Source organism: Amphibacillus cookii, assembly GCF_016908375.1.
GTDB classification, from domain to species: domain Bacteria; phylum Bacillota; class Bacilli; order Bacillales; family Amphibacillaceae; genus Amphibacillus_C; species Amphibacillus_C cookii.
On the sequence record NZ_JAFBDS010000002.1, the window covers coordinates 20,219 to 45,353 of the forward strand.

General features: G+C 36.9%; 27 protein-coding genes. 11 read left to right on the forward strand and 16 right to left on the reverse strand.

Going from position 1 to position 25,135, the window contains the following annotated elements; translation table 11 throughout:
* Positions 1-9: 9 nt before the first annotated feature.
* The 3 genes from ilvN to ilvD all read right to left on the reverse strand — a co-directional run bounded on the left by ilvN (position 10) and on the right by ilvD (position 4,354).
* Positions 10-534 carry an acetolactate synthase small subunit gene (ilvN, locus tag JOE23_RS03160; RefSeq protein ID WP_204435851.1) on the reverse strand — a complete coding sequence of 175 codons (525 nt, stop codon included), beginning with the start codon at positions 532-534 and terminating at the stop codon, positions 10-12.
* Entirely contained in the window at positions 531-2,255 is a 1,725-nt protein-coding gene (gene ilvB, locus JOE23_RS03165; RefSeq protein ID WP_204435852.1) for an acetolactate synthase large subunit, read from the reverse strand. The genes ilvN and ilvB overlap by 4 nt, the downstream gene beginning before the upstream one ends.
* 431 nt (positions 2,256-2,686) lie before the next feature.
* A complete protein-coding gene (gene ilvD / locus JOE23_RS03170; protein WP_204435853.1) occupies positions 2,687-4,354 on the reverse strand; it encodes a dihydroxy-acid dehydratase in 1,668 nt (555 codons plus the stop codon).
* Positions 4,355-4,644: 290 nt separating this feature from the next.
* Between ilvD and JOE23_RS03175 the strand changes: the two genes are divergently transcribed.
* A complete protein-coding gene (locus JOE23_RS03175) occupies positions 4,645-5,109 on the forward strand; it encodes a DUF6884 domain-containing protein (RefSeq protein WP_204435854.1) in 465 nt (154 codons plus the stop codon).
* A 377-nt stretch (positions 5,110-5,486) separates the two neighbouring features.
* Here JOE23_RS03175 and JOE23_RS03180 read toward each other — a convergent pair whose 3' ends face one another.
* Positions 5,487-5,780 (reverse strand): hypothetical protein, encoded by a 294-nt coding sequence (locus JOE23_RS03180; protein WP_204435855.1) that lies wholly within the window; start codon positions 5,778-5,780, stop codon positions 5,487-5,489.
* A gap of 84 nt (positions 5,781-5,864) precedes the next feature.
* Here JOE23_RS03180 and JOE23_RS18350 point away from each other — a divergent pair, with 84 nt between their 5' ends.
* Positions 5,865-6,488: an alcohol dehydrogenase catalytic domain-containing protein gene (locus tag JOE23_RS18350; RefSeq protein ID WP_476692424.1), complete on the forward strand. Its 624-nt coding sequence runs from the start codon at positions 5,865-5,867 to the stop codon at positions 6,486-6,488.
* 12 nt (positions 6,489-6,500) lie between these two features.
* Entirely contained in the window at positions 6,501-6,848 is a 348-nt protein-coding gene (locus tag JOE23_RS18355; RefSeq protein ID WP_476692425.1) for a zinc-binding dehydrogenase, read from the forward strand.
* An 85-nt stretch (positions 6,849-6,933) separates the two neighbouring features.
* On the opposite strand, the gene spoVAE is transcribed toward JOE23_RS18355, so the two are convergent.
* The 8 genes from spoVAE to lepB all read right to left on the reverse strand — a co-directional run bounded on the left by spoVAE (position 6,934) and on the right by lepB (position 13,299).
* The gene (spoVAE, locus tag JOE23_RS03190; RefSeq protein ID WP_204435856.1) at positions 6,934-7,284 is read right to left on the reverse strand and encodes a stage V sporulation protein AE; all 351 of its coding nucleotides are present in this window, start codon (positions 7,282-7,284) and stop codon (positions 6,934-6,936) included.
* The gene (gene spoVAD / locus JOE23_RS03195) at positions 7,285-8,295 is read right to left on the reverse strand and encodes a stage V sporulation protein AD (RefSeq protein WP_204435857.1); all 1,011 of its coding nucleotides are present in this window, start codon (positions 8,293-8,295) and stop codon (positions 7,285-7,287) included.
* Positions 8,292-8,753 (reverse strand): stage V sporulation protein AC, encoded by a 462-nt coding sequence (gene spoVAC / locus JOE23_RS03200; RefSeq protein WP_204435858.1) that lies wholly within the window; start codon positions 8,751-8,753, stop codon positions 8,292-8,294. Before spoVAC ends, spoVAD begins: the two co-directional genes overlap by 4 nt.
* A 65-nt stretch (positions 8,754-8,818) precedes the next feature.
* Positions 8,819-9,280, reverse strand: a complete 462-nt coding sequence (locus JOE23_RS03205) for a hypothetical protein (protein WP_204435859.1) — start codon at positions 9,278-9,280, stop codon at positions 8,819-8,821.
* A 419-nt stretch (positions 9,281-9,699) separates the two neighbouring features.
* Complete coding sequence (locus JOE23_RS03210; RefSeq protein WP_204435860.1) at positions 9,700-10,449, reverse strand: hypothetical protein; 750 nt, start codon at positions 10,447-10,449, stop codon at positions 9,700-9,702.
* Positions 10,450-10,473: 24 nt separating this feature from the next.
* Positions 10,474-11,598 (reverse strand): S1C family serine protease, encoded by a 1,125-nt coding sequence (locus tag JOE23_RS03215; RefSeq protein WP_204435861.1) that lies wholly within the window; start codon positions 11,596-11,598, stop codon positions 10,474-10,476.
* A 21-nt stretch (positions 11,599-11,619) separates the two neighbouring features.
* Positions 11,620-12,762: a zinc-ribbon domain-containing protein gene (locus JOE23_RS03220; RefSeq protein ID WP_204435862.1), complete on the reverse strand. Its 1,143-nt coding sequence runs from the start codon at positions 12,760-12,762 to the stop codon at positions 11,620-11,622.
* Positions 12,763-12,777: 15 nt separating this feature from the next.
* Positions 12,778-13,299 (reverse strand): signal peptidase I, encoded by a 522-nt coding sequence (lepB, locus tag JOE23_RS03225; protein WP_204435863.1) that lies wholly within the window; start codon positions 13,297-13,299, stop codon positions 12,778-12,780.
* A 161-nt stretch (positions 13,300-13,460) separates the two neighbouring features.
* Here lepB and JOE23_RS03230 point away from each other — a divergent pair, with 161 nt between their 5' ends.
* Positions 13,461-13,622: an aspartyl-phosphate phosphatase Spo0E family protein gene (locus tag JOE23_RS03230; RefSeq protein ID WP_275581441.1), complete on the forward strand. Its 162-nt coding sequence runs from the start codon at positions 13,461-13,463 to the stop codon at positions 13,620-13,622.
* 124 nt (positions 13,623-13,746) lie between these two features.
* On the opposite strand, the gene JOE23_RS03235 is transcribed toward JOE23_RS03230, so the two are convergent.
* Positions 13,747-14,898, reverse strand: coding sequence for an aminotransferase class I/II-fold pyridoxal phosphate-dependent enzyme (locus JOE23_RS03235; protein ID WP_204435864.1), 1,152 nt, complete (start codon positions 14,896-14,898; stop codon positions 13,747-13,749).
* Between the two features lie 80 nt (positions 14,899-14,978).
* Here JOE23_RS03235 and JOE23_RS03240 point away from each other — a divergent pair, with 80 nt between their 5' ends.
* On the forward strand, positions 14,979-15,311 hold the full coding sequence (locus JOE23_RS03240; RefSeq protein ID WP_204435865.1) for a hypothetical protein: 333 nt from the start codon (positions 14,979-14,981) through the stop codon (positions 15,309-15,311).
* Between the two features lie 8 nt (positions 15,312-15,319).
* Here JOE23_RS03240 and JOE23_RS03245 read toward each other — a convergent pair whose 3' ends face one another.
* Positions 15,320-15,778 carry a YkyB family protein gene (locus JOE23_RS03245; RefSeq protein ID WP_204435866.1) on the reverse strand — a complete coding sequence of 153 codons (459 nt, stop codon included), beginning with the start codon at positions 15,776-15,778 and terminating at the stop codon, positions 15,320-15,322.
* Between the two features lie 556 nt (positions 15,779-16,334).
* Here JOE23_RS03245 and cbpB point away from each other — a divergent pair.
* The 3 genes from cbpB (at position 16,335) to JOE23_RS03260 (ending at position 18,867) form a co-directional block, all read left to right on the forward strand.
* On the forward strand, positions 16,335-16,799 hold the full coding sequence (gene cbpB / locus JOE23_RS03250) for a cyclic-di-AMP-binding protein CbpB (RefSeq protein ID WP_204435867.1): 465 nt from the start codon (positions 16,335-16,337) through the stop codon (positions 16,797-16,799).
* An 85-nt stretch (positions 16,800-16,884) separates the two neighbouring features.
* Complete coding sequence (gene dapD, locus JOE23_RS03255; protein ID WP_204435868.1) at positions 16,885-17,604, forward strand: 2,3,4,5-tetrahydropyridine-2,6-dicarboxylate N-acetyltransferase; 720 nt, start codon at positions 16,885-16,887, stop codon at positions 17,602-17,604.
* Between the two features lie 132 nt (positions 17,605-17,736).
* On the forward strand, positions 17,737-18,867 hold the full coding sequence (locus tag JOE23_RS03260) for an N-acetyldiaminopimelate deacetylase (RefSeq protein ID WP_204435869.1): 1,131 nt from the start codon (positions 17,737-17,739) through the stop codon (positions 18,865-18,867).
* Between the two features lie 92 nt (positions 18,868-18,959).
* Here the strand turns inward: JOE23_RS03260 and JOE23_RS03265 are convergent, their stop codons facing one another.
* Together JOE23_RS03265 and JOE23_RS03270 are read right to left on the reverse strand one after the other, a co-directional pair.
* Positions 18,960-19,781 (reverse strand): mechanosensitive ion channel family protein, encoded by an 822-nt coding sequence (locus JOE23_RS03265; RefSeq protein ID WP_204435870.1) that lies wholly within the window; start codon positions 19,779-19,781, stop codon positions 18,960-18,962.
* 686 nt (positions 19,782-20,467) lie between these two features.
* Positions 20,468-21,364 carry a helix-turn-helix domain-containing protein gene (locus JOE23_RS03270; protein ID WP_204435871.1) on the reverse strand — a complete coding sequence of 299 codons (897 nt, stop codon included), beginning with the start codon at positions 21,362-21,364 and terminating at the stop codon, positions 20,468-20,470.
* A gap of 164 nt (positions 21,365-21,528) precedes the next feature.
* Between JOE23_RS03270 and JOE23_RS03275 the strand changes: the two genes are divergently transcribed.
* From JOE23_RS03275 to JOE23_RS03285, 3 genes are read left to right on the forward strand one after another with little or no spacing between them, the layout of a single operon-like run.
* The gene (locus tag JOE23_RS03275) at positions 21,529-23,763 is read left to right on the forward strand and encodes a peptidase domain-containing ABC transporter (protein ID WP_239585254.1); all 2,235 of its coding nucleotides are present in this window, start codon (positions 21,529-21,531) and stop codon (positions 23,761-23,763) included.
* Positions 23,756-24,223, forward strand: coding sequence for an AraC family transcriptional regulator (locus tag JOE23_RS03280; protein ID WP_204435872.1), 468 nt, complete (start codon positions 23,756-23,758; stop codon positions 24,221-24,223). The genes JOE23_RS03275 and JOE23_RS03280 overlap by 8 nt, the downstream gene beginning before the upstream one ends.
* Positions 24,220-25,125, forward strand: a complete 906-nt coding sequence (locus JOE23_RS03285) for an HlyD family secretion protein (protein WP_204435873.1) — start codon at positions 24,220-24,222, stop codon at positions 25,123-25,125. The genes JOE23_RS03280 and JOE23_RS03285 overlap by 4 nt, the downstream gene beginning before the upstream one ends.
* Positions 25,126-25,135: the final 10 nt, after the last annotated feature.

The window sequence follows — 25,135 nt, forward strand, 5'->3', positions numbered from 1 at the left end:
AATTGTTTTTTAATGAAGTAGTGAAAAAGGTGTTTGATCTTGACTTGCCTGTGGCTGTTGACCACGTAAGAATGCAGTCACACCAGTTCTTGCAATATCTTTAATACCATAAGGTCTAAGTAAATCGATTAATGCTTCAACTTTCTCAGATTTACCTGTGACTTGAATCGATAGGGTATCTTTACTTACATCAATAACGCTTGCTCGAAAGGGTTCGATGATACCTTGGATTTCCGATCGCAATTGTGCGTTGCTGCTAATCTTAATGAGTGCAAGTTCTCGCGCGACAATTGCTTTATCGGTAATGTCCGAGACTTTCAAAACATCTATTTGCTTATTGAGTTGTTTCGTCACTTGCTCGAGTTTTTGGTAATCTTCTACATCTACTACAAAGGTGATACGAGATATTCCTTCTTGTTCTGTTCGACCAACAGAGATACTTTCAATATTAAACTGTCTTTTTTGTAATAAACCGGTAATCCGATTCAATACACCACTTCGGTTACTTACTTTTGCTGTTATAATTCGTTTCATGGTTTCACTCCTATCATTTCATGAAGTCCTTTACCTGGTGCAATCATTGGGTAAACATTCTCTTGTTGAAGGACCCGCGCATCAATTAAGACTGGACCATCATGCTTGATTAGGTCTGGTAATTGCTTTTGAAAGTCTTCAGGGCTCTCGATTTTCACACCTTTAATTTCATATGCCTCAGCAAGCTTAACAAAATCAGGTTGAATGCTAAAGATGGATTCAGAATAGCGCTCAGAATAGAATTTTTCTTGCCACTGACGAACCATCCCTAAAGCTGCGTTATTAACGATAATTACTTTTACTGGTAAATCGCGTTCTTGTAAGATTGAAAGTTCCTGCAAAGTCATCTGAAAACCGCCGTCACCAACAATTGAAATAACTAAATCATTTGGTGCTGCAAGTTGTGCGCCGATTGCGGCAGGAAAACCAAATCCCATTGTTCCAAGCCCACCTGATGTGACCCATCGGTTTGGTTTATTAAATTTGTAATATTGTGCTGACCACATTTGATGTTGCCCAACATCAGTTGTAACAATAGCCTCCCCGTTCGTTTCTTTATATATTTTCTCAATAACCCATTGTCCAATCATGTGATCTTCAGGTTTTTTATACCATAAAGGATATGTTTGTTTGTTTGCTAACACATGGTCACGCCATTGAGCAAAGTCTGATGTTTCGGTTATTTGCTTTTTCATTTCATTTAAAGCTAATTTAGCATCACCGACGACAGGAATATGTGTGTTAACATTCTTACCAATCTCTGCTGGATCAATATCAATGTGTGCTACAATAGCCGAAGGGGCAAAGTGCTCCAAATTACCTGTTAAGCGATCGTCAAAGCGAGCGCCAATATTAATTAGCATATCTGTTTCGTAAAGCGCCATGTTAGCGGCGTAAGTACCATGCATACCCGCCATACCTAACCATAATTCATGTTCACCCGGGAATGTCCCAAGCCCTAGCAATGTGTTGATAACTGGAATTTGATGTGTTTCCGCAAATTCGATAAGCTCGGATGAGGCTTGAGCAAATTGCACGCCAGCACCAGCTAATATAACAGGTTTAGTTGAAGTTAATAATGCTTCTTTCAATTTTTTAACCTGAATTGGGTTAGGTTTTATCGTTGGTTGATATCCCGGCAAGTGAAAGGATTGATCATAATGATCGGCACATGGATTTGCAGCAATATCTTTAGGTATATCAATAAGCACAGGACCTGGCCGGCCTGTTGTAGCAATATGAAAGGCTTCCTTAACAATTCTCGGTAAATCGCTTATTTGCCTTACTTGATAATTATGCTTTGTTATTGGGGTTGTAATCCCGATAATATCTGCTTCTTGAAAAGCATCTGTTCCAATCACAGTTTGGTTTACTTGCCCCGTAAAGACAACAAGGGGAAGGGAGTCAATCATAGCATCAGCTATACCCGTAACAAGGTTTGTTGCTCCTGGACCTGAGGTAGCAATGACAACACCTGGTTTACCTGATACACGTGCATATCCTTCTGCTGCATGAATCGATCCTTGCTCATGGCGAGCTAAGACTTGATTAAAATGCTGCTTTTTCTTATATAATGCATCGAAAATAGGTAGCACTGCACCACCGGGATACCCAAACAATGTCTCTACATCTGCTTCTAAAAGTGTTTCGATTAATAGATCTGCTCCTGTTTTAGGTGCATGTGTAATCGTTTTTTGGTGTTCCTCTTTTGATTTAACCATGATAATCCCTCCTGATAAATAATTATCGTGCTTTTTGTAGATGGTTTTACAAGTTTTATAATAGACATCTGTTGTTTAATGGATCCTTTATTTATAGTAAAAAAAGATCAATTCTCTCCAAATAACCTGCAACAATTGCAGTATTACAAGGGAGAAAAGATCTTTGCTTTTCACGGTACCACCCTGATTTATTACATTCTTACAAATGTAATCTCAATAAGCCATATCAATTGGCTTATTTTGATAACGGGTCGTTGATAGTTGATATGAAGACCCGGTCAAATCTAAAAGGGGAAGGCCCCGTTCAATTTAACAACTCCAAGACGATGTCGGAATAAAATGTATTTCCGGGCTTCCAGCAACCCCGGCTCTCTGAGAATACATTTTCATTATTCCTTTGCTCTTTTCATCGTATTCGCTTTATTCAATTGTTAAAAATCCATCACACCACCCGTATTGGCGGATGTAACTAATTTAGCATATTTCGCTAAATAACCATTCGTTATTTTAGGGTTTGGTTTCTTCCAATTGGCTTTTCGATTGGCAAGCTCTTCGTCTGCTACATCTAGTTCAATGGTGCGCTTAGGTAGATCAATGATAATTTTATCGCCGGTCTCAACCAATGCTATCGGTCCGCCACTAGCTGCTTCAGGTGAGATATGTCCAATTGAAATCCCTCTTGATGCGCCTGAAAAGCGTCCATCTGTAATGAGTGCGACATCTTTATCTAATCCTCTACCAGCGATTGCTGCTGTTGGTGCAAGCATCTCAGGCATTCCCGGACCTCCTTTAGGTCCTTCGTAGCGGATCACGACGACATCTCCAGCTTTGACTGTGCCATCATTGATGCCTTTTTGCGCTTCATCTTGAGACTCGAATACAATAGCTGTGCCAACAAATTTTTTAATCGAAGGGTCAACAGCTCCAACTTTTATTACGGCACCGTTTGGCGCAATGTTACCGTGTAAAATGGATAACCCACCAACTGGGCTATACGGTGTCTCAATTGGGTGAATAACATCTTCATTTAATATCTTATGATCTTTTACATTTTCATATAAAGTCTTACCTGTGACTGTGATTCTATCTTTGTGAATAGCTCCATCTAATCTGGCTAATTCACGAATAATTGCACTGACGCCACCTGCGAGATGGAGATCATGCATGGTATAATGGGAAGCCGGACTAATTTTTGATAGATAAGGGATACGCTCCGCTACTTCGTTAATACGATTTAGATCGTATTCAATGCCAGCTTCGTTAGCTATAGCTAATGTATGCAACACCGTATTAGTTGAACCACCCATCGCCATGTCTAATGCAAAGGCATCATCAATCGTATCTTTTGTAATGATGTCCCTTGGTTTAATGTCTTTTTTAATTAAGTCAATTAAATGCTGTGCAGCTTGATAAATAAGTTCATGTCGCTGATCTGAGGTTGCGACAATTGTACCATTACCAGGCACTGTCATACCTAACATTTCCATGAGTGAATTCATTGAATTTGCAGTAAACATGCCTGAACACGATCCGCAAGTCGGACAAGCTAGTGTTTCTAACTCTTTTAATTCAGCTTCTGTCATAGTACCAGAATGAACAGCGCCAACGCCTTCAAACATTGAAACAAGTGAGAGATGCTCACCATCTGGTGAGACACCGCCTTCCATTGGTCCACCTGAAACAAAAACGGAAGGTACATTGGTTCGAACGGAAGCCATTAACATACCGGGGGTGATCTTGTCACAATTCGGTATATAAAAAACGCCATCAAACCAATGGGCATTAATGACGGTTTCAGCACTATCCGCGATAATCTCACGACTAGGAAGTGAGTAGCGCATTCCTATATGACCCATTGCAATGCCATCGTCAACACCAATTGTGTTGAATTCAAAAGGTATACCACCGGCAGCCCGAATTGCATCCTTGACGACTTCAGCAAATTTATTTAAATGTTTATGACCAGGTATAATATCAATGTATGAATTGCATACACCAATAAATGGTTTTTCTAAATCTTTTGTTTTTACCCCGGTTGCGTGTAATAAACTACGATGGGGAGCACGATCAATCCCTTTTTTTATCATGTCACTTCTCATTTTAATCGCCCCTAACTCTAACTCTTACTATTACACGACTAACGAAATACGATAATTCTGAAAATTAATTCAGTGCTTTCTTGTCTAAATAGTAAAATAATTAATTGGTTGTCGACAATCATACAATCAATTGGCATAATGGTCAACAGGTTTGAGGAAAATTTTCTGATTTTTATTATATTTTAAATAATTCAAAAAGAAACCGTTATCTTTTGTCTGAATTGACTTTTTTATCTAATTGCGAGAAGCTATTTATATCTACTTATATAATTAATAAAAGGGGGAGCACTTTGAGGAGACTTGCAGTTATACCTTGTGGTAAAAAGAAGATTTGGGATGTTAATCCGTCTTTAGGTCCGACAAAAGTAGAAGATGCCTACATTGGTAACTTACATAAATTAACTAGGGAATATGCTGAATTATTTTGCGATGAGTGGGTAATATTGTCAGGTAAGTACGGTTATTGTTCTCCTGATGAGATTATAAAAGGGAATTATGATATCACTTTTGGAATGAAAGAAACAGAAGCTCAAATAAGTTTTGAAAAATTAAAAAAACAAATAAAGGAAAAGCAATTGACCGTTTATGATCAAATAGTGGTGTTAACAGGAAAAAAGCATAAAAAGGTTGTTGAATCGACATTTGATGGCAAAGTCTCTTTAGTTTTCCCTTTGTTAGGGACAAAAGGGATTGGTGAAATGCAACAAAGATTAAAAAAAGCAATACTAGCCAAACAACCTATTAAACAGGGATAGTTATATGGTGGTTAATTTATCACAGATAACCGTCCATAGGCCTCCTCAAAATAAGAGATTAGAGCAAATCGATTGAGGCCGCTAATGTCCGGATTCACTCAATGAACTTGAAATCAGTGGGTGGATAAGATCGTAGACTAAAACCGCCACAGCTTTAAGAAGGATTACAGACTAAGACCGCCACGTCCTGTGGCAACGTCTGCATAACCTACATCCTGTAGTCCCACGCCCACTGATTTGAAGGGTCGTTTGATGTAAAATAGTAGAGGTAACGTAAATATGAAACATTAATATGGTTTAAACGATTTACAAGTCAACAAAAATCGTTTAAAGTTTGTTTGAAAAATAACTGAGCTATCTAGAGGAAATATTTTCATTTAACGTGTGTTTAAGTTTTGTTTATTGAATAGAATGGCCTTTTTGAAGGCTTCTGGGTGATGTTTTGTTTGGAAAGTGTGAATGCCACTTGTCGTGTACAAGTGGAACAGGTAAGCAGACGGTGATAAGGAACGATAATTGACATCGTATAAATCTGATAAATGATATATCGTGGTGTTTGCTTTTATTAAGGTTTCTTCCAATACTAATTCGTGGTGCACTTCAGTAATGATAACTTTATTGTCAACAATGTTTCGATCCGTTTTAAGATAGGGTAAAGTAGAAGTGAACATTTTTTTCATCCTTTCTAAATAATTATTATCCTATATTATAGCGATCTGTTCAATTGATAAGAGAAGATAAAGGAGGCGTTTTAAATGAAAGCTTATGTTCACCAAGATTCAAATTTACAATTTGCAAATTTAACCAAACCTGTATTAGCAGATGGGGAAGTATTAATTAAGATGAAGAGTGTAGGATTAAATCGACGTGACTTGATGATCCCCTCAAGAAGAGGTGAAAATACCGAACCATTGGTGATGGGTTCAGATGGTGCAGGTGTAGTTGAAGAGGTAGCTAATCATGTCACGCGATTTAAGAAAGGCGATGCGGTGATTGTTAATCCAGGAATGGGGTGGATTACTAATGATGAAACTTCTCCAGATACGTTACAGATAGTCGGTTATCCTGATCATGGTACATTTGCAGAATATTATGTTGTCGATGCTGAGTATATCGAACCAAAACCTGATCATCTAAATTGGGAGGAAGCAGGGGTTTTGACATTGGCAGCTTTAACAGCTTTTCGAGCATTATTTACAAAGGGCCAAGTGAAACCGAATGAAACCGTGTTTATCCCAGGTGCGGGTAGTGGGGTTGCAACTTATCTGATCCAATTTGCTAAGATGATCGGTGCAAGAGTTATCGTTACTTCACGATCACAAGTGAAGCTTAATCAAGCTATTGAATTAGGTGCAGATAAGGGGATTGGAAGTAACTAAGATTGGGAAAGCTTGCTTGAAGGTGAAACGATTGACCTTGTTATTGATAGCGTTGGGCGCGCAACTTTTGCAAGGTCATTAAAGGTATTAAGAAAAGGTGGAAGACTAGTAACATTTGGAGCGACCACAGAAGATGAAATCGCTTTTGATGTTAGACGGTTTTTTTACGCACAACAACAAATATTAGGTTCAACTTTAGGCAGTAGAGAAGAATTAAGAGAAATGCTGTCTTTTGTGAGCGAACATCAGCTCCATCCAGTCGTTGATGAAACTTTTGCTTTCTCGAATATTGAAGAAGCCTTTAGCTATCTAACTAAAGGAGAACAATTCGGTAAAATAGCTGTTAAAATAAGCGATTGATAGAAGAAAGAAGGTACCAGCAAAGTATATATTCGCTGGTATCTTTTTTTGTTTCATCTGTTATTGTAAATAGTGATAAACGATTTTAACCTTTTGGTTTAAAAAGTAAAGCGCCAATCATTGCAAAAATAATGGCTGAAGAAATACCTGAACTTGTGACTTCAAACATACCTGTTGCTACGCCAATAAATCCACTTTTTTCTGCTTCTTGCAATGCACCGTGTACTAGTGAATTACCGAAACTTGTAATAGGCACAGTTGCTCCTGCACCGGCAAAATCAATCAGTGGTTCATATAGACCAAATCCATCCAAAATTGCTCCAGCAACAACAAGCAAGCTTAACGTAAATCCTGGTGTTTTATTAAATAAATCCATGATTAATTGTCCGATTAGACAAATGGTTCCTCCAACTAAAAAGGCCCATAAAAATACCATTTAAATTGCCTCACTTTCAATCGTTACAGCATGTGCTATAACTGGAATAGACTGCTTTTGTAAGGTTGATAAAGGTGACAATAATGCACCAGTAGCAATGACAAGAATTCGATTAAGTTCTTGCTTATTTAGTGCATCAAGTAACTGACTGTATAAATAGACGGAAGAACAACCAGCTCCACTACCACCTGCATAAACGTTCTGATCTGCTTTATAGATTGATAATCCACAATCAACCCATTTTTTCGTGGGAATATCCACTTGCTGTGATTTTAATAAATCGATGGTAATCGATTGCCCAATTTCCCCTAAATCGCCGGTTACAATTAGATCATAGTCATCTACTGAAGCTTGGTGATCTTCTAAGTGAGTGAGTATCGTATCCGCAGCTGCAGGTGCCATAGCCCCACCCATGTTGAAAGGGTCCGTTTGATTTAAGTCCATAACGCGTCCAATCGTTGCTTTTGTTATCCGCGGTCCCTGTCCAATTTGGCTGACAAGGCCAAACCCAGCACCTGTTACTGTCCATTGCGCTGTCGGAGGCTTTTGTGAGCCGTATTCAGTTGGATAACGAAACTGTTTTTCAACGGCCGCATAATGACTTGCTGCACCAGTAAGGATATAGTGCGCATTTCCACTATCAACAATAAGTGCCGAAAGAGCTAAAGCACCAATTGAAGTCGCACAAGCATTGGTGACTCCAATAAAAGGGATGTGATGGTGGCGAGCAGCAAAATTTGTTGGTGTCATTTGATTAATTAAATCACCGCTAATAAAAAGGTCAACCTCTTGATAGCGAATGGAAGCCTTTTGAACAGTTAATTGACAGGCATCTTCAATGAGTTGTTGGTGTGCTTGTTCAAAGCTTGGCTGTCCCATATAAAGATCTTTGTGGATAAGGTCAATTTTATTGGCAATAGCGCCTTTTCCTTCAAATGGACCAGTAACTGTTGCAGATGAGCTAATAACGGGTTTTTGCTGAAAGCTCCAGCTTTGTTTGCCTATTTTCATCCGATCACTCCTAATTGAATAAGTGTCGTTTTAATCAATGCAATGATAAATGCAGAAAAAACACCAAATAAAATAACGGATCCAGCTAATTTGAACATGTTAGCACCTACACCTTGTACGAAACCTTCACTACGATGCTCCATTGCAGCTGATATCACTGCATTTCCGAATCCAGTTACGGGAACAGCAGTGCCTGCGCCAGCAAATTGTGCGCATTTGTCATATATACCGAATCCTGTTAGTAGCATGGTGATAAAGATTAACGTTGCAACGGTGGGGTCTCCTACTGTTTGTTCAGTAAAGTCAAAATAAAACATATAAAAGAAGCTAATGGCTTGTCCAACTACACAAATCAGCCCTCCAATAATGAAGGCACGAACACAATTAAGTAAAATTGGACGTTTTTTTTCGTGTTTGGTTGCCAGCTGTGAATATTGTTGTTTATTAGTATTTAACATTTAAATTCTCCTTGTGTTAAATAAGTGGAATAAAACGGTTGAGTAGCATCCTATTCAAAGTTTATTTACGGTGTTTTTAATAACTTTTTTAAATTCTTAAAGGCTTTGTCATACTCTTTTTTTGATAAGTTTTGATCTGCTAAATCATATTTTAAACGATCAATTTCCACAAATACCTTTAAATCTGAAGATACTTTGGGCTTCATATTTTGGTCAGATTCTTTAATATAGCTTTCCACTTCTTCGGCAATGGTTTGCTCATTAAATTGGGCCACTTGATCAACTTTAATTGCCATTAATAATTCTTCATCATTCATGACACTTGTGACTTCGATAATGTCCTCAAATTGATCAATAATTAATTGATTGAGAGGTTGTTGCTGGTAGCCAGCATAATTTGTTTGTTTAACACCAAGTGGTTCAGGAGATTGTTGATCTAAAGCTTGACCGTTAGTACAGGCTGTTGTAAAAACAAGTAGCAATGCTCCAATATAGATGGGGCGAAACTTGTTAAAAGATAACATCATTAACTATCACCTCTTTTTTTAGATAGCTTTTGAAAAAAATTTGTTTTTATTCAAGGAAAGATGATTTTGAAGTCTGTTTGAGTTTTTTTGATTGGCATCTGCTTATGACTTCATAAGCAGATGAGGTAGAGGGGAGTTCATTAATTAAATTGAAATAAAAAACCCTAGATCGTTAATAACGTTTCTAGGGGTGGATATTGTCTTAAATGAATTCTTTTATTTAGTTGGTTAAACGGATGATAAGATGATAACTCAAGGTGGGCCATGTGTTCTTAAGTGAATATTGTCCACGAAGTAATCGAGTTTGTTGTTGTGTTTCCTTCCTTATCACAGATAACCCGTCCGAAAAATGCTGCAACTAGATGGCAGAGGTCAATCTATATAGGTGGACGCTAATGTTCGGATTCACTCAACTATTCCTAGTCTTCTAAAGAAATGATAATATCTTTTGTTGTTTTTTCGTTGGCGTTAAACCAATTTGTTAGCTGTTCAATTGTAGGTTGACTTACATCTGGAATCTGCACTTTGAATGCTGCCTCATCAATCCATTCAACGGTTAAAATCGGTGAACGAAATGCGCTAAAGATAAAGTCTTCGGAATCATCTAGCGTAAATGTATGTTCACTCCAATTATCTAAATCGAATAGCATAACTTTGTTTAAGTTCCAAGGCTGCTCAATAGCTTGTCGTTCAAACTTAATCAGTAACTTAGAATGATCTGTTGAAGGATCAATTCGAGTAATCTCGGCCTGATCAGCTAATAATTTTGACTGTTCAGTTTCTGTATTAAGAAGCAAGTAAGAACAGCTGTTATTTTCACAAGCAAAACTTAATAAAAATAAGGAGTCAAATTCATCTTCATCAATTTGGGTTAATTGCATATTTTCAATGGCTTGATTTCGATTGGTATGTTGAGCTAAATAATTTGATAAAATCGGAATTTGATCAATATGCAAGGAGATTTGTCGATCGGTTAGAGTGAATTCTATAAACTGTTGCGTCTCACTGTTTGGACCTTCTGGGTCTTTCCCTCGATCTTCTTCAACAAATGTTACACCTTCATCAGATGTGGGATTAATTTCTTCTTGTACAATAACTGGAGGGTTATCGGAACAGCCAAGTAATAATAGACTCATTATAAATAAAACGAGTAATAGGTAGTTTCTCACTTTTACCACTCTTTTCTCTATTTGTTATTCAGGGTGATAATCTAAGATTTTCACCTGATCGTTTTCATAACCAATTGTAAATAAATAATTAGTTTTTTCCATTTTTTCGTTATCAGTACTATGATTATATTCAATTTCTACGTGTAGCAGTGCATTATCTTCTGCAATCTGTTTATCTTGATAATTGATCAATATGATATCTCTAAGTTGTAAATATTCCGATCTAAAACTCGGATAGTCTGTTTGACTTTGAAGATTATTACCTAATAGTGTATAGGCATTAATATAGTCATGTATCGCCAAGCTCTCAATGAAATATTGGACAAGATAGGTTGCATCTTCTAGAAATACCTCTTGGTCTCGTTTAGGACCTGATATAGCACTAGGGAAAGTAAGTTCTTCGTTTGAAATTGAAGAAGACCATTCTGTTACATCGTCTATAATAGCAGATATGGGAATGCTAAAGCCAATGTCACTATCTTCGATACCAGCAGAGTTGATACCAACGACTTTCCCCGTTCGACGATCTATTAATGGCCCACCACTATTCCCATGCGTAATGTTAGCCGATATTTGATAAACATCAGTATAGTTATAATCGTCAATGTCAAAAGATCGATCTATACCAGATATAATTCCGATATTTACTGAATTTTGAAAGCCAAGCGGACTGCCAACAGCAATAATTTCAGCTCCTGGAAGGAGTTTCTCACTGGTTTCTAATGGAATCGGTTTCTGATTGATAAGTTGAGGAACACGTATAACAGCAATATCTTGATTTTCTCCAACGCCCACAATTGCTGCTGGATAGGTTTCAGTATTTGACATGGTGACATTAATCGTTTTAGCACCATCAATAACATGTGCATTTGTAATAATATCTCCACGCGTATTATAGAGAAAGCCAGACCCGACTCGACTTGTTTCTTTTGTATCAACATTAATTTGCACAATGCTTTTTTGCGATTCATGAATAATATGTTGTAAGTCATTGGTGGCAGCAGAACTATCATCATAATTAATAATGTTACTTTCTACCGTGATGTCGTTTTGTTGAATATTGCTATAAAAAAGGTAGTTTACAAATAGACCCACAACAACTAATAGAGTACTAATTATCATTGTTTTAACTTTCTGTTTTTTTTCCATTTAAAGTCCCTCACTAGTGTATTAATCAAGCAACCAGGTTATCGATTCAACCTGAATATGAACGGCGTCGTTGATCCAACTTTCATCAAAATAAGTATGGTCAAATTGTCCTTTTTCTTCAGGATATAAAGTGTCTGGATAAACGTAGACATCATTTGTCTCAATGACTTTATCATTTTGATCACGTAATACATAATGGACCTGAATGGTATGAATAGGGATGGTAGCTAAACTGCTAATTTCTCCTGAGACAACAAGGTGACCCTGATTATTCTCATTTAAATCAACATCGATTATTTCAACAGCATCGTTTTGATTAATGTCTGCTTCTTCTTCATACTGTGAAATAGCTTGTTCCATACGGACTTCGAGTTCGGTTGTAAAGATATCTTGTTCTTTATTAATCGTTTCTAATAAACTTTGAAGTTTATCGTCGTTAGGTAGATAATACAATCCATTTTCTACTGTATCTTTAGCTTCAGTAAATTGATTGTTTTGTAAATAAGTGTTTGCTTGATTTGAGGTATGTGCACTTATTTGTTCTCTTATTACACTGACCAATTCATATGCATCGGGATCTTGAATGCCTTCAGCCTCCCAAAGGATGGCAGGCAAATCATGGATAGAAGGTTCATTGTTTAATTTGTTTTCAACAATCATGAGCTGAAGATCTGTTTGTTTTTGGTGCAACAGGTCATGAAACGGGTCAGCGGCTTCACCTGAATAATTGTCTAATTCAGTTATTGCCTGATATAGTATTTGTAATTGCTGATCATCATCATCGGCCTGTGTTAAATCTGTTAAGACATCAACCGAAAATTTAGCAAACTGGTGTAACACCTGTGCTTCAGGAAAATTAGGGTAATGGTTCAAAGCTCGCTCAATGTATTCGTGAGCCTTGTCATAGTCTGAGACAAGTATGGCATCTTCAGCTTGTCGATAATATGACTTCGCTTTACTTTGCTGATAATAGTTGAAAAAGTAACACGCGACTAAGGCACAAATGGTTAGTGAGACAATTACAGCTGGTACAACTAAAGTTTTTGCTGATCGCCTTTTTACTAAAATTCTATCCTCAATATGATCAGGTAATTTATCACCACAATTTATACAAAATATTTCATCTTCATATACTTTAGCACCACAATAAGGGCAATGCGCCACCTTTAACACCTTCTTTTAATAGATAACTTGCCAATCGGAAAAAGGATAGATAATGAATTCAGCTCTTCCAACAATATCTGCTTCATCTATGAAGCCAAGATCATTGCGACTGTCACGGCTCATACGTCGATTATCTCCGATTACATAATAAGTGTGATCAGGGATTTCCGTCGCAGGAACGTCATGAGTACGAAAACTGTCTGCATCAGTAATAAACGTTTGTGCATAAGGAATACCATCTATATACAATTGTTGGTCTATAATTTCAATCGTTTCATTAGGTAAACCAATAACGCGTTTGATTAATGTTTTATTCTCAAGCTCTATGACAATGACATCACCACGACTAGGCTGATTAAAAGTATAACTTAAACGATTTGTGATAATCCATTGCTTATCTTCAATAGTAGGAGACATACTATCACCAATTACTTGAGAAGTTGTAAAAATAAGTTTATTTATAATGAAAATAAGGAAAAAAGTCAATAGTAATACTTTCCCTAATTTGATAAAATGTTTAGATGATTCTCTATACATGTATTAAAAATCCTTCCTTATACAACATAAAATTAATGAGCTAATAACATTATTCTATCACATTTTAAAAGTATTTAGGAATTAAACAGCCACGCTTAGAAGTATCTATATTCTATTCATTATGTTAAAATAAATTAAGGAAAGAAATGGAGGTAACTCGATTGGACACATCCAATTTGTTGTCGCGTATCGAACATTTAAGAAACAGTATGATCGAGGTTGCTATCGAAAAGGGCTTTTCGAGTAGAGAATCCATTGCAATTAGTAGAGAGCTAGATAAATTGTTAAATGAATATGAGCAAGTAAGAGGTTTTAAAAAATAAAATCAGGATGATACATCTTCCTATATTTAGGCTGCCGAGCATGATGATATGCTCGACAGCCTATTCTTTTCATAAAACGAACCTTCAATCAGTGAGCGTTTACGGACGGTTATCTGTGATAAAACTAATGATTTGTCTTGATATATCTTTCTAGACGATCTAATCCTTCAGTCAGTGTTTCCATATCGTATGCGTATGATAATCTAAGGTAACCTTCACCTGCTGTTCCGAAAGCATCACCAGGAACTAAAGCAAGCCCAACCTTATCGACAATATCCATTGCAAGTTCAAATGTGCTCTTATCTCCCTGTAGGCGGAACATAAAATAAAATGCGCCGTCTGGTTTGACAACTTCTAACCCCATCGATAATAATCGATGATGCACGTAATCTCTGCGCTTTTGATAGTGATGTTTCATTAAATCTGGCTCGTCCTTAGCTAGTGTCACAGCAGCGAATGCAGCATGCTGACTTATTGAACTCGCACAAGAAACGTTATATTGTAGTACTTTGGTGAAATCTGTTACTAAATCATGTGGTGCAATTAAAAAACCGATACGCCAACCCGTCATGGCATGTGATTTGGATAAACCATTGATAACAATAACACGATCTTTAATTTGCGTCTGCCGTGCAAGAGAATAATGACTGCCTTCATAAGTTAATGTACTATAAATCTCATCTGTAATAATGTAAAGGTTATGCTTATCGATAACATCAGCGATTTCGATAAGCTCTTGTTTCGAAAGTGTTACACCTGTCGGATTCGATGGGTAAGGTAATATCACACATTTGGTATGCTCAGTTATGTTCTTTTCAATTAGTGCAGCGGTTAGCTTGAAATCAGTAGCGCGCGTATCTATATGGACTGGCTTTGCTCCCGCTAATTCAATTAAGGGTTGATAGCCTGGATAGACTGGATTAGGAAGGATCACTTCATCCCCCTTATTTAATAGTGCACGACAAGCGATGTCGATTGCCTGTGAGGCGCCTACTGTTATCAAGACTTGAGTCATATCGATTGATAGCTGATTCTTCTCATTTAAATAGTTTGCTACAGCTTCTCTTAATACGGGTAATCCAGCATTTGCTGTGTACGTCGTCTGGTCATTATCTATCGCCTTTTTGGCAGCTGCTTTAATGACATTAGGTGTAGAAAAATCGGGTTGCCCAATCGTTAAAGAGAGAATATCTTCTCGTTCGTTAACGAGGTTAAAGAATTTTCTTATTCCGGATATTTCTATATTTTTAATCGTTTGATTGATTGAATTTTTCATAACTACCTCCTAATAAGTTAACATTCAGGTATGGTTGCTGTAATCGTTGGCTATGATGAAAGTGAGGAGGTCTTCTAATTATGTCCAACCCTATTTATCAACAATTACGCATTTTAGGTGTATCACAAGATGTTATGGTAATTAGCATCTTATTGGTTATATTCTTTATCTTATTTGTGCTACTTAAACCGTTAGTTCATATATTAACGAAAAGGCAGTACAACCATATCCTTACTTTAATCCTTACTTTATTAATATTTTATTTAGTCCTAACAAATGCACTTTCGGTAACTGAAATACTTACTATTAAAACCCAATTATACCTGTTAAGTAGTATTATAGCTATTGTTTCTGTATGCCTATTAATTAAGAAGTTAACCAATAAATACCAGGCTGTTCCTCGTCAAAAATAGACATAGTATTATCTATGTCTTTTGCGATCGTAATAAGAATAATTCCACTTACCTAATGACGATGGAGTATAGGATGAGGGTTTTTGTTTATCAAGTTTTTTCTCTTGATAAGGAATGTCTAGATAACGACATACAATTCGCTTTGCTTGGGTGAGAGACATCTTGGTTTTAGGATTTCTAAAATTAGTATCTAAATCACCGAGATGTTTGACTGCTTTAAAATCTTCTTTATTTGGAGGAATATGAAAATAGTAGTCACCAACTTGGACTAGGACAGTAGAATGTTGTCTGCTGAATTTAGGGCGTTCAGAGTAATGCAGTCCAATTTTCTTTGCTTGATGCTCATTTAATAGTTTTTCGATGGCTAATTTTTTCATATTATAAAGTTCTTTTGGATTTAGAGCAGTTTTTGCATGGCGGTTAATTATGAAAATGGCTTTAGCAATATCACTGACCTCTTGTCTCACGAAATGCTTACCTCCTCAAAGAACACAACTTATGCATCATTGTTTATCACTATTTTAGCATGAATACTAAATGAAAACTATCCCAAGATTAGAATTTATTTAGCGACCGGCTAATATAGTGGGTTCAACGTCCTTGATCATTTGTTCATAGATAAGCGTCGGTAAAACGCCCGCTTAAAATAGAGTGCAGCGCTCATCTATTTAGGCAGTAGATAATGGTCGCTAATGTCCTGATCTGCGCAACGACTAATCAGTGGGGGAAGAACGAAAACTAACATTGATTGTAGGTTCGTTTTATTTTACGACAAAATATAAGCTGAAGCATATGTCGTACTTGAAATTTCAATGCAGAATTAGGAAGTGAGATTGTTAAATGTTTTGTTTTAATATTAAGAAGAGTCCCAGCATGGTTAGAGCAACAGAACCTTCAAGAGGATGATTGGACGAGCTTTTTTAAAAGTGAAATAATTTCGCTTCTTTCTGAACTATGGTAAAATGTAATAGGAAGCTCAAACGTGAAAATCTATCTTCAACTGCTCGTCAAGGGGAGTGGCTTATGGAACATATTAAGGAATTACCATTATTACAATTAACAGCGGAGACATTAATGATTTCCTCTGAAAAGGTTGCACATGTTCAGCTGAATAATCCTTTAGAACATGCCCTTTTAATTTTAGTGAAGTCAGGCTATTCAGCGGTACCCGTTCTTGATACAAGTTACAAATTCAAAGGAGTAATAGGTAAGAACATTATTTTAAATGAAATTTTAGGGCTTGAACGTTTTGAAATGGAACGATTATCTGACATAACGGTTGAGCACGTCATGGGGGCGAGTACACCTTGTTTAAATAGGTCAGATCACTTTCTAACATGCTTAAAGAAGGTTATTGATCATCCTTTCGTTTGTGTGGTTGACCAAGACGGTTATTTTGATGGAATCGTAACAAGAAGAGCAGTGTTAAAGCAGTTGAATAAATACATTCACGTGAATAAAGCGCTTTTCAGTGAGAAAAATGAATAAGAAATTAAGATATAAAAAACTTGTCAAGCTTACTTATCATTTGGTAAAGTAAAGCATATTACAGATCCAAGGGGGACTTTTAAAGATGAAAATGATGGATGCGAATGAGATTATCTCTTTCATTTCAAATAGTGAAAAATCTACACCTGTAAAAGTTTATTTAAAAGGTGATAACATTGGAGAGATTGACTTTGGTAAAGATGTACAAGCCTTTGTTCAAGACAAAACGGGTGTTATCTTTGGCGAATGGAAGACGATTAACGATTTATTAGTTACATATAGTGAGCAGATTGAAGATTATGTTCTTGAAAATGATCGTCGTCATTCAGCTATCCCACTATTAGATTTAAAAGAAATAAATGCTCGTATTGAACCAGGTGCAGTGATTCGTGACCAAGTTCAAATTGGTGACAATGCGGTGATCATGATGGGGGCTATGATTAATATTGGCTCTGTTATTGGCGAAGGTACGATGATTGATATGAATGCAACATTAGGTGGACGTGCAACAGTAGGTAAAAATTGTCATGTTGGCGCGGGTGCTGTATTGGCAGGGGTTATTGAACCGCCATCTGCTAAACCGGTTGTTGTCGAAGATGATGTGGTCATTGGGGCCAATGCCGTTGTTTTAGAAGGTGTCACTATTGGTAAAGGGGCTGTGGTCGCGGCAGGTGCTATCGTTACTAAAGACGTGCCAGCTAATACCGTCGTAGCAGGAACGCCTGCTCGTGTCCTTAAAGAAATTGATGATCAGACCAAAACAAAGACAGAAATTATGCAAGCTTTGCGTAAATTAGATGACTAGTTAAACAGGAGATATTTCTCCTGTTTTTTTACACGTTAGTTTACGAAAGTTTTAATGATAATGGAAAATTGCTGTATTTGTTATGACTGAGTCATTTATAATGTTTTAATTGTATGAAAGTGAGTTGAGATAATGAATAGTGATCAGTTAATTCAAATCCGACGTGACCTACATAAAATTCCGGAAACAGGCTTTAAAGAGCATAAAACACAAGCTTATTTGTTAGAAGTAATAAAAACATTTGATCAAACACATTTAACGATAGAAAAATGGTTAACAGGTATTTTAGTTCGTGTAAAAGGCGCTAATCCTTCGCAAACGATTGGTTTCCGCTGTGATATTGATGGGCTTGCTATATCTGAAGAAACAAATTTACCTTATCAATCTAACCATCCCGGTTATATGCATGCTTGTGGACACGATTTTCATATGACGATTGCACTGGGGGTGCTTGCACGAATAAGTAAACAGCCAATAAAGGATGATGTGCTTTTTATTTTTCAACCAGCGGAAGAGGGGCCAGGTGGCGCGCTTCCTTTATTAGAATCTGAATTATTTCAGAGATATCGACCTGATCTTATTTTTGCTTTACATGTTGCACCAGAATTACCAGTAGGTACGGTGTCAACAAAAGATGGGCTACTTTTTGCTAATACGAGCGAGCTTTTTATTGACTTTAAAGGGAAAGGTGGGCACGCTGCCTATCCGCACTTAACGCATGATATGGTCGTCACAGCAAGCACTTTTGTAACGCAATTACAACATATTGTAAGTCGCCAAGTCAATCCAATCGAGAGTGCGGTTGTAACAGTAGGTAAGATCACAGGGGGGACGGTGCAAAATGTTATTGCTGAACAAGCACGAATAGAAGGGACGATTCGTACAGGAGCACCTGAAGCCATTGACAAGATTAAAAGTGCAATCGAATCGTTTGCCACAGGCTTTGAAAAGAGCCATTATTGTAAGGTAGTGATTGATTATGGTTCGAATTACTATCAAGTCTATAATGATCCCGTGTATATTGAACAATTTAAAACGCTCATTAAGCAAACGGACTATAATTGGCACGATGCCCCTGAAGCAATGACTGGCGAAGATTTTGGCTATTTCTTAAAAGAAATACCAGGCTTTATGTTTTGGTTAGGGGTTGATTCGTCGTTTGGTCTGCACCATAGTAAGCTGACTCCTGATGAAAGGGCGATAGAAGTTGGGGTTCATATCGTCGAATCAACCATTCGACAACTCGCCATTGAAAAATCATGAGCAAAGTGTCCTTATCAAAAGTAGTCAAAGTTTAAAACGCCTTGTATAAGAAAAGCCCACTATTTTACGAAATAGTGGGCTTTTTTAATCTATTAGCTATCTTTTTTTAGGTGTGTAACTTGTTGTGGGAAAGGGATTTCGATACCATTTTGATCAAAGGCTTCTTTAATCGCTTTACGCATATCACGTTCAGCACCCCATTGCTCCATATTTTTAGTTTGACCAATCACACGTAGAACGACATCAGAGTCACCAAGTTGGAGAACACCTAATACATTCGGTCCCTCCTCGAAGCGTTCGTCCTTGCTAAATTGATCACAAACGCTTTGTAAAACGGTCATTGCATGATCAATATCGTCATCATAACTGATACCAATATCAACAAGCGCCCGCATCGTTCCTCTTGAATGGTTACTTACGCCTTCCATTTGTCGATTAGGAACAAAATTTAATGTCCCATCAAAACTTCTTATCTTCGTAGTACGCAAGCCAACTTCCTCGACAATACCATCATAACCAGCTGTTGTAATGTACTCACCGACCTCAATTTGTTTTTCTAACAAAATGAAGAAACCAGTCACAATATCACTGACAAGACCTTGTGCACCAAAACCAATCGCTAAACCAATCACACCAGCAGATGCGATTAATGGTCCGATGTCCAAATCAAATACACCAAATAGCATGACGATAAAGATAAACAGAAGCACGTAAGAGAAACTGTTGACGAGTAATTTTTCCAATGTGAGCACGCGCGCCTCGGAAATGTTTTGCTTCTTGGTTGATTTATGCAACAAACTAGAGATAAATTTTTTTCCTAGTGGGTTTGCGATAGCATAAGCAATGATTAATAATAAAATTTGAAAGCCCACACCTAGCGCGAGTTCAGTAATAAAATCAAAATTAATGTTCATTATGTACTGCTCCTTTCTTAGTTGTAGATTAGGATATGAAATTTTTGCTAAATGTATAAGTGCTGAAGTGGAAATAAACCAATCTTCAGTATAAGAAAACTAAACATCCATTTAATACATGAGTGGTTGTTCGTTTTTCTAATAACGATAAGCATATACTATATACCCGATTGGTGCAAATACTAATCATTGAAAGTGAAAAATCATTCGACGCCAAATATGGAAGAGGATAACAATGTTGTCTTTATTACAGATAACCGCCCGTAAAACACCGCCCTCAAAATAGAGAGTAGAGCAAATCTATTTTGAGGGGTGATATGCTAATGTTCGGAGTCACTCAGCTAACATTCAGTGGGTGGATAAGATCGTAGACTAAAACCGCCACGTCTGTGGCAACGTCTGCATAACTTACATCCTGTAGGCCCACGCCCGCTGATAGAAGATTCGTTTTATGCTGTTGAAGCGAGATTAAGTTATTTCATTAAGTCATGTTAGACTCAAAGTAGCATGCTAATATTTTTACAAACATGCGATGATATATGTATAAACAAAAAATCTTTATTCTATCCAGCTTTTAAGGAGATCGAATAAAGATTTTTCTAGTTTCTTTTGAGACCATGTCTATGGCTGACAAGCGTGAATTATCAGTGACAAGAGACGAAAGGCTTGTTTGACTGATGCATGTTTCAATAGAAGATGGGTAATGCATCCGATGCAATACAAACCCGGTGAAGTCCAAAATATGAACGTATTTGATTAACTTGTTCCACCTGTGATCGCCAATCCTTATCAGCACTCTGATAAGCTAACTTTGCTTCCGCTAAACCGAAGTAGCTTAAGCTATAAAGCTCGTTTTGCAACCTTGCTTGTTCCTTTCCTTCTGTTATATATTGCAAAGCATCTTGATACCGATTGAATTTCAGGTGATCAAGAGCAAGGTGATAGCAAGCCTTAATATGTAGGATAGAGGGCGATGTTGTTGTTTTGTAGATAAAATATAATAAATCAGATATATACCATTTTTTTTCGTTAAAGGCATCAAGTAAACCTATCGTCATAAGTAGACGTTTCTCTAAATCTGAATAATAAAGATCACGATATGCTATTGATGAAAACTCTGGTGTTGTCCATTTAATGGCTTTCACCAGTTTATTTAATGCCCTTCGTGGCTGTCTTTTAACTTCTTTATTGATCACTGCAGTTAAAAATACAATACGTTGCTCAATCTGCGTTGTAAAATAGTTACTACTGCTTTGTTGTTGGAGTAGTTCAAGTTGATAAATTTCATTGTCTAGCTGATCAAATTTTTGCAAAGCAATTTTAGCTTCAATTCGATTGTATGTCTCTAATAATGCCTCGTAATTTTCGATAAGACAGGAGGCATACGTTTCAATAAGGTTACATTTATACAGATTAGATAATAATTTTAATGTGTCGAGCTTAGGCATGACTTTGCCATTTTCTAATCCTCTTAGCGTTCCAGGTGAAACCCCTGTGTGTTCAGATACAATGGCTTGACTATAATTAAGTTGCTGACGGATATGTTGTATGATTTTAGAAAATAACTTTATGCTTTCCTCCACGTAACATGCACCTCCTTAAACGGTTAATAATAAATGGATTTTTGACATAAGTCAACAACAATTAATTGCTGTTGTCTCCCATTAATTTTGTATTATACAATAATTCCTAAGGAAATAGAACCATGTTTTTGTAAGTTATCTGTTATGTGTTAGGAGGTAGATGATTGCGATTTAAAAAGTGGCCGTGCACAATGCAACATGATGCATCTGACTGTGCGGCAGCGGTTGTATCTACAATATTATTAAGTTATAAAAAAGAAATGACGATTATGAAGATTAGAGAATTGATCGGTACCGATGCCTATGGGACAACGGTAAAAGGGATTGTCGAAGGCCTTGAAAAGCTACACTTTAATGCGAAAGCAGTCAGAACAACAGTTGAAGAATTGAAACCTGAATTAACTTACCCAGCCATTGCCCAGATCAGAACAGATGAAGGGTTAAATCATTTTGTTATCATTCATCATGTCACTAAAAAAGGACAACTTGTTATTGCTGACCCAAGCAAAGGTGTTGAAAAAATATCGATAAAGGCTTTTCAAAAGCAGTTTTCAGGTGTGTTGATTTTCATGGTTCCGACCAGTGAATTTGAATGGTTAAGCATGAAGGATAAAGGGATGTTCGATTTATTCTTTAAACTCATTGTTCCACAAAAGAAGCTCATGGGTGTGATCATTCTTGCTTCAGTGTTGCTTACGGCACTTGGCATTTTCTCTAGTTTTTTCTCGAAAATTGTCATGGATGAAATTATTCCATATGAGCTTAGAAATAGTTTATACATATTCTTAATTGTTTTTTTAATTGTCAGTCTTGTGCAAAACCTCGTATCGACCTTTCGACAGCATATTTTATTGTTTCTGTCCCGAAAAATTGATATTCCGGTCATGCTTGGCTATTACGACCATATTATGCATCTGCCGTATTCATTTTTTGGCTCTCGCAAAGTTGGTGACATTATTACCCGTTTTCAAGATGCGATGACGATTAAGGATATTTTTACCTCTGTATCATTATCGCTCGGTTTAGACATTACCCTTGCCCTTTTAAGCAGTGTTTTACTTTGGAATCTTAATATGCGATTATTTGTCATCCTACTTATTATGGTGTTAATAAATATTGCCCTTATTTATATTTTTAAGAAACCGTATCGAAAAATTAACTATGAGCAGATGGAAGCCGGTGCGATGCTTAATGCCCAACTAATCGAGTCGATCCAAAATATTGAAACCGTTAAGGCACATGCCAACGAAAAGGAACAAATGAATCGCTTAGAAAATCGCTTTGTTCATACGTTGAAAATTGGTTATAAGGAAGGCATTTTACAAAATGTCCAAGAATTTGTTTCGAGTTTTATTAATTCTATTGGGAATATTTTCATGATTGGAGTAGGTGCATTATTTATTATTGATGGCGATATGAGTATTGGTGATCTACTCGTCTTTCAAACGTTAAGTCAGTTTTTTATCGAGCCCGTACAGAATCTTGTTGGTTTACAGATTACCTTTCAAGAAGCACAGGTCGCGATGAATCGACTAAGTGAATTGATGTCACTTGATCGAGAGGATGTCGATACACAGCAAAAAATAAAAGAAGTCGATTTGAAAACAGATATCTCCTTTAAGGACGTTAGCTTTGCTTATGGCTCAAGACCACCTGTTTTAAAGGCATTTAATTTACATATTAAACAAGGGGATAAAGTTGCTTTAGTCGGTGAAAGTGGGGTTGGGAAAAGTACGATTGCTAAGCTGTTGTTACAATTTGTCACCCCACAATCAGGAGAAATTCGCTTTGGCGATTACCAGATTACCGATTTAGATCATTATTTTCTCAGGCAGAAAATCGCTTATATTCCCCAAAAGATCGATCTGTTTACAGGTACGATTGCAGATAATTTAAAAATTGCTAATCCTGAAGCCAAGTACGAAGATGTTGTCCGTGCCTGTCAATTATCGGGTGCAGACCGCTTTATCGAACGCTTGCAAAATCGCTATTACTCTATTATTGAAGAAGGTGGCAGTAACCTATCAGGTGGTGAGCAACAACGTCTTGCCATTGCTAGGGCGTTATTAGCAGACAGTGATTTGTTTATCTTTGATGAAGCAACCTCCCATTTAGATTCATTTAGTGAACAACGGATTCAGGACATTATTTTCAAGCAAATTCAAGAGAAAACAACGATTATTATCGCTCATCGCTTATCAACGATTTTGAAATGTGACAGAATCTTTTTTATTCAAGACGGCACGGTGCTTGAGTCGGGTTCACATCAAGAGTTACTTAAAAACAATAATCAATATGCCGCACTTGTCGAAGCACAAGGTGGGTCGCATTTATCAGCAAGTCATACAGACCATTTTTCACAATCAACAAATAATGATGAGGAGGTTTCTTATGAGTAAATTAACCGTCAAAGAACATAAAAAACTCGTTTTAAAACATGTGATTATTCAAAAACATCAAAATATCGGTATTGATCAATTGGATGAAAAAATTAACCAGTTTACCAATCAATTAAGTCTATTTAATGTGCAAACCTTTGGTCCGCTTGTCACTTTAAATAAAGGGACAACGATTCATGATGATGGGCGTTTAACGATGGATTATCATATTATGGTACAAGCCCATGACTATAAGCAATATAGTAAAAACTTTTCAATAAAAGAACGATTAGAATTCTCAAATTGCTTGTATGTAAAATTTAAAGATAAACCAGAGCATTTACAGTATGCCCATTCTAAACTTGACTTACATTTTTATGAGCATGATCTTGTTGCTGATAATGCCGTCATTAATGTTTTAATTGATGAAAATCCTGATCAACTAGAGGTCGATATTTTCCGGCCAGTGGCTCGTTTATGAAGCTATACCAGCAAAGTGAATTAAAGGATTCAAGGATTTTCTTTGATAAAAGGCCACCACGCTTCATGAGTCTGTTTATTATCTTTCTCGTCTTTTTCTTAATCGGCTCAGTCTCGGCAGCCCATCTGGTCAAGCGCCCTTACGTCGTCAAAGCCCAAGGGACCGTCGTTGTTGAAGGTACAGGTTATCTATCAACAAAAACACAAGGTGTTATTACGCAAATACATGCACACGCAGGTGATTATGTTGAGGTTGGCGATCCCATTATTGGCCTTTCATCAGGGAATGAAGGGCTACAAGCCGCAGTTGTAGCAGAACAAATATTAGATCTTGAAGAGACCTTGGACGTGATGGATAAATATGAACAAGCCTTAAATGATCAAGATAACATTATGAAGCAGACGGGAAAAGAGCTTGAATACTACGGTAAAGTCGCATACTATTTGGATACCATTAAGCAAGAGGACTATGAAGCGAATAAAGCATCAGAAGATCTAAGTGAAAAACACGACAAAATCAATCAACTAAAAAAAGAAATCAGTAGTATAGAGGCTGAATTGCAGCAAGCAAAACAGGAAGGGGAACAAACTGAAACGAATCAAACGCAATTGAATCAACAGTTAGTTGATAAACAACAAGAGCAAGAGCAACTTTTAACAGAGATCACAGATTTAGAGAGGCAGGAGGATATTGACTATGATAGCTTGACAGAAAAGCAAGACCAATTGGAACAAATAAATCGTGATCTAGAAAAATATCAGAACCAGTTAGAAAACTCAGAACAAGAGCAAGTATTTGAACAGGTCTCACAGCTTGAAGGTGAGCTTGATATGAAACAGTCGGAGGTAGAAGGCTTGTCAGATGAAATTAAGCAATTAGAAGAGCAATCTGACGCTCCCTAGGAGCTAAATT

What these genes read in the sequence shown, in the direction of transcription:
- ilvN (WP_204435851.1), bottom strand. Translation starts at nt 534, where the DNA reads ATGAAACGAATTATAACAGCAAAAGTAAGTAACCGAAGTGGTGTATTG.
- ilvB (WP_204435852.1), bottom strand. Translation starts at nt 2,255, where the DNA reads ATGGTTAAATCAAAAGAGGAACACCAAAAAACGATTACACATGCACCT.
- ilvD (WP_204435853.1), bottom strand. Translation starts at nt 4,354, where the DNA reads ATGAGAAGTGACATGATAAAAAAAGGGATTGATCGTGCTCCCCATCGT.
- JOE23_RS03180 (WP_204435855.1), bottom strand. Translation starts at nt 5,780, where the DNA reads ATGTTCACTTCTACTTTACCCTATCTTAAAACGGATCGAAACATTGTT.
- JOE23_RS18350 (WP_476692424.1), top strand. Translation starts at nt 5,865, where the DNA reads ATGAAAGCTTATGTTCACCAAGATTCAAATTTACAATTTGCAAATTTA.
- spoVAE (WP_204435856.1), bottom strand. Translation starts at nt 7,284, where the DNA reads ATGGTATTTTTATGGGCCTTTTTAGTTGGAGGAACCATTTGTCTAATC.
- spoVAD (WP_204435857.1), bottom strand. Translation starts at nt 8,295, where the DNA reads ATGAAAATAGGCAAACAAAGCTGGAGCTTTCAGCAAAAACCCGTTATT.
- spoVAC (WP_204435858.1), bottom strand. Translation starts at nt 8,753, where the DNA reads ATGTTAAATACTAATAAACAACAATATTCACAGCTGGCAACCAAACAC.
- JOE23_RS03205 (WP_204435859.1), bottom strand. Translation starts at nt 9,280, where the DNA reads ATGATGTTATCTTTTAACAAGTTTCGCCCCATCTATATTGGAGCATTG.
- JOE23_RS03215 (WP_204435861.1), bottom strand. Translation starts at nt 11,598, where the DNA reads ATGGAAAAAAAACAGAAAGTTAAAACAATGATAATTAGTACTCTATTA.
- lepB (WP_204435863.1), bottom strand. Translation starts at nt 13,299, where the DNA reads ATGTATAGAGAATCATCTAAACATTTTATCAAATTAGGGAAAGTATTA.
- JOE23_RS03235 (WP_204435864.1), bottom strand. Translation starts at nt 14,898, where the DNA reads ATGAAAAATTCAATCAATCAAACGATTAAAAATATAGAAATATCCGGA.
- JOE23_RS03240 (WP_204435865.1), top strand. Translation starts at nt 14,979, where the DNA reads ATGTCCAACCCTATTTATCAACAATTACGCATTTTAGGTGTATCACAA.
- cbpB (WP_204435867.1), top strand. Translation starts at nt 16,335, where the DNA reads ATGGAACATATTAAGGAATTACCATTATTACAATTAACAGCGGAGACA.
- dapD (WP_204435868.1), top strand. Translation starts at nt 16,885, where the DNA reads ATGAAAATGATGGATGCGAATGAGATTATCTCTTTCATTTCAAATAGT.
- JOE23_RS03260 (WP_204435869.1), top strand. Translation starts at nt 17,737, where the DNA reads ATGAATAGTGATCAGTTAATTCAAATCCGACGTGACCTACATAAAATT.
- JOE23_RS03265 (WP_204435870.1), bottom strand. Translation starts at nt 19,781, where the DNA reads ATGAACATTAATTTTGATTTTATTACTGAACTCGCGCTAGGTGTGGGC.
- JOE23_RS03280 (WP_204435872.1), top strand. Translation starts at nt 23,756, where the DNA reads ATGAGTAAATTAACCGTCAAAGAACATAAAAAACTCGTTTTAAAACAT.
- JOE23_RS03285 (WP_204435873.1), top strand. Translation starts at nt 24,220, where the DNA reads ATGAAGCTATACCAGCAAAGTGAATTAAAGGATTCAAGGATTTTCTTT.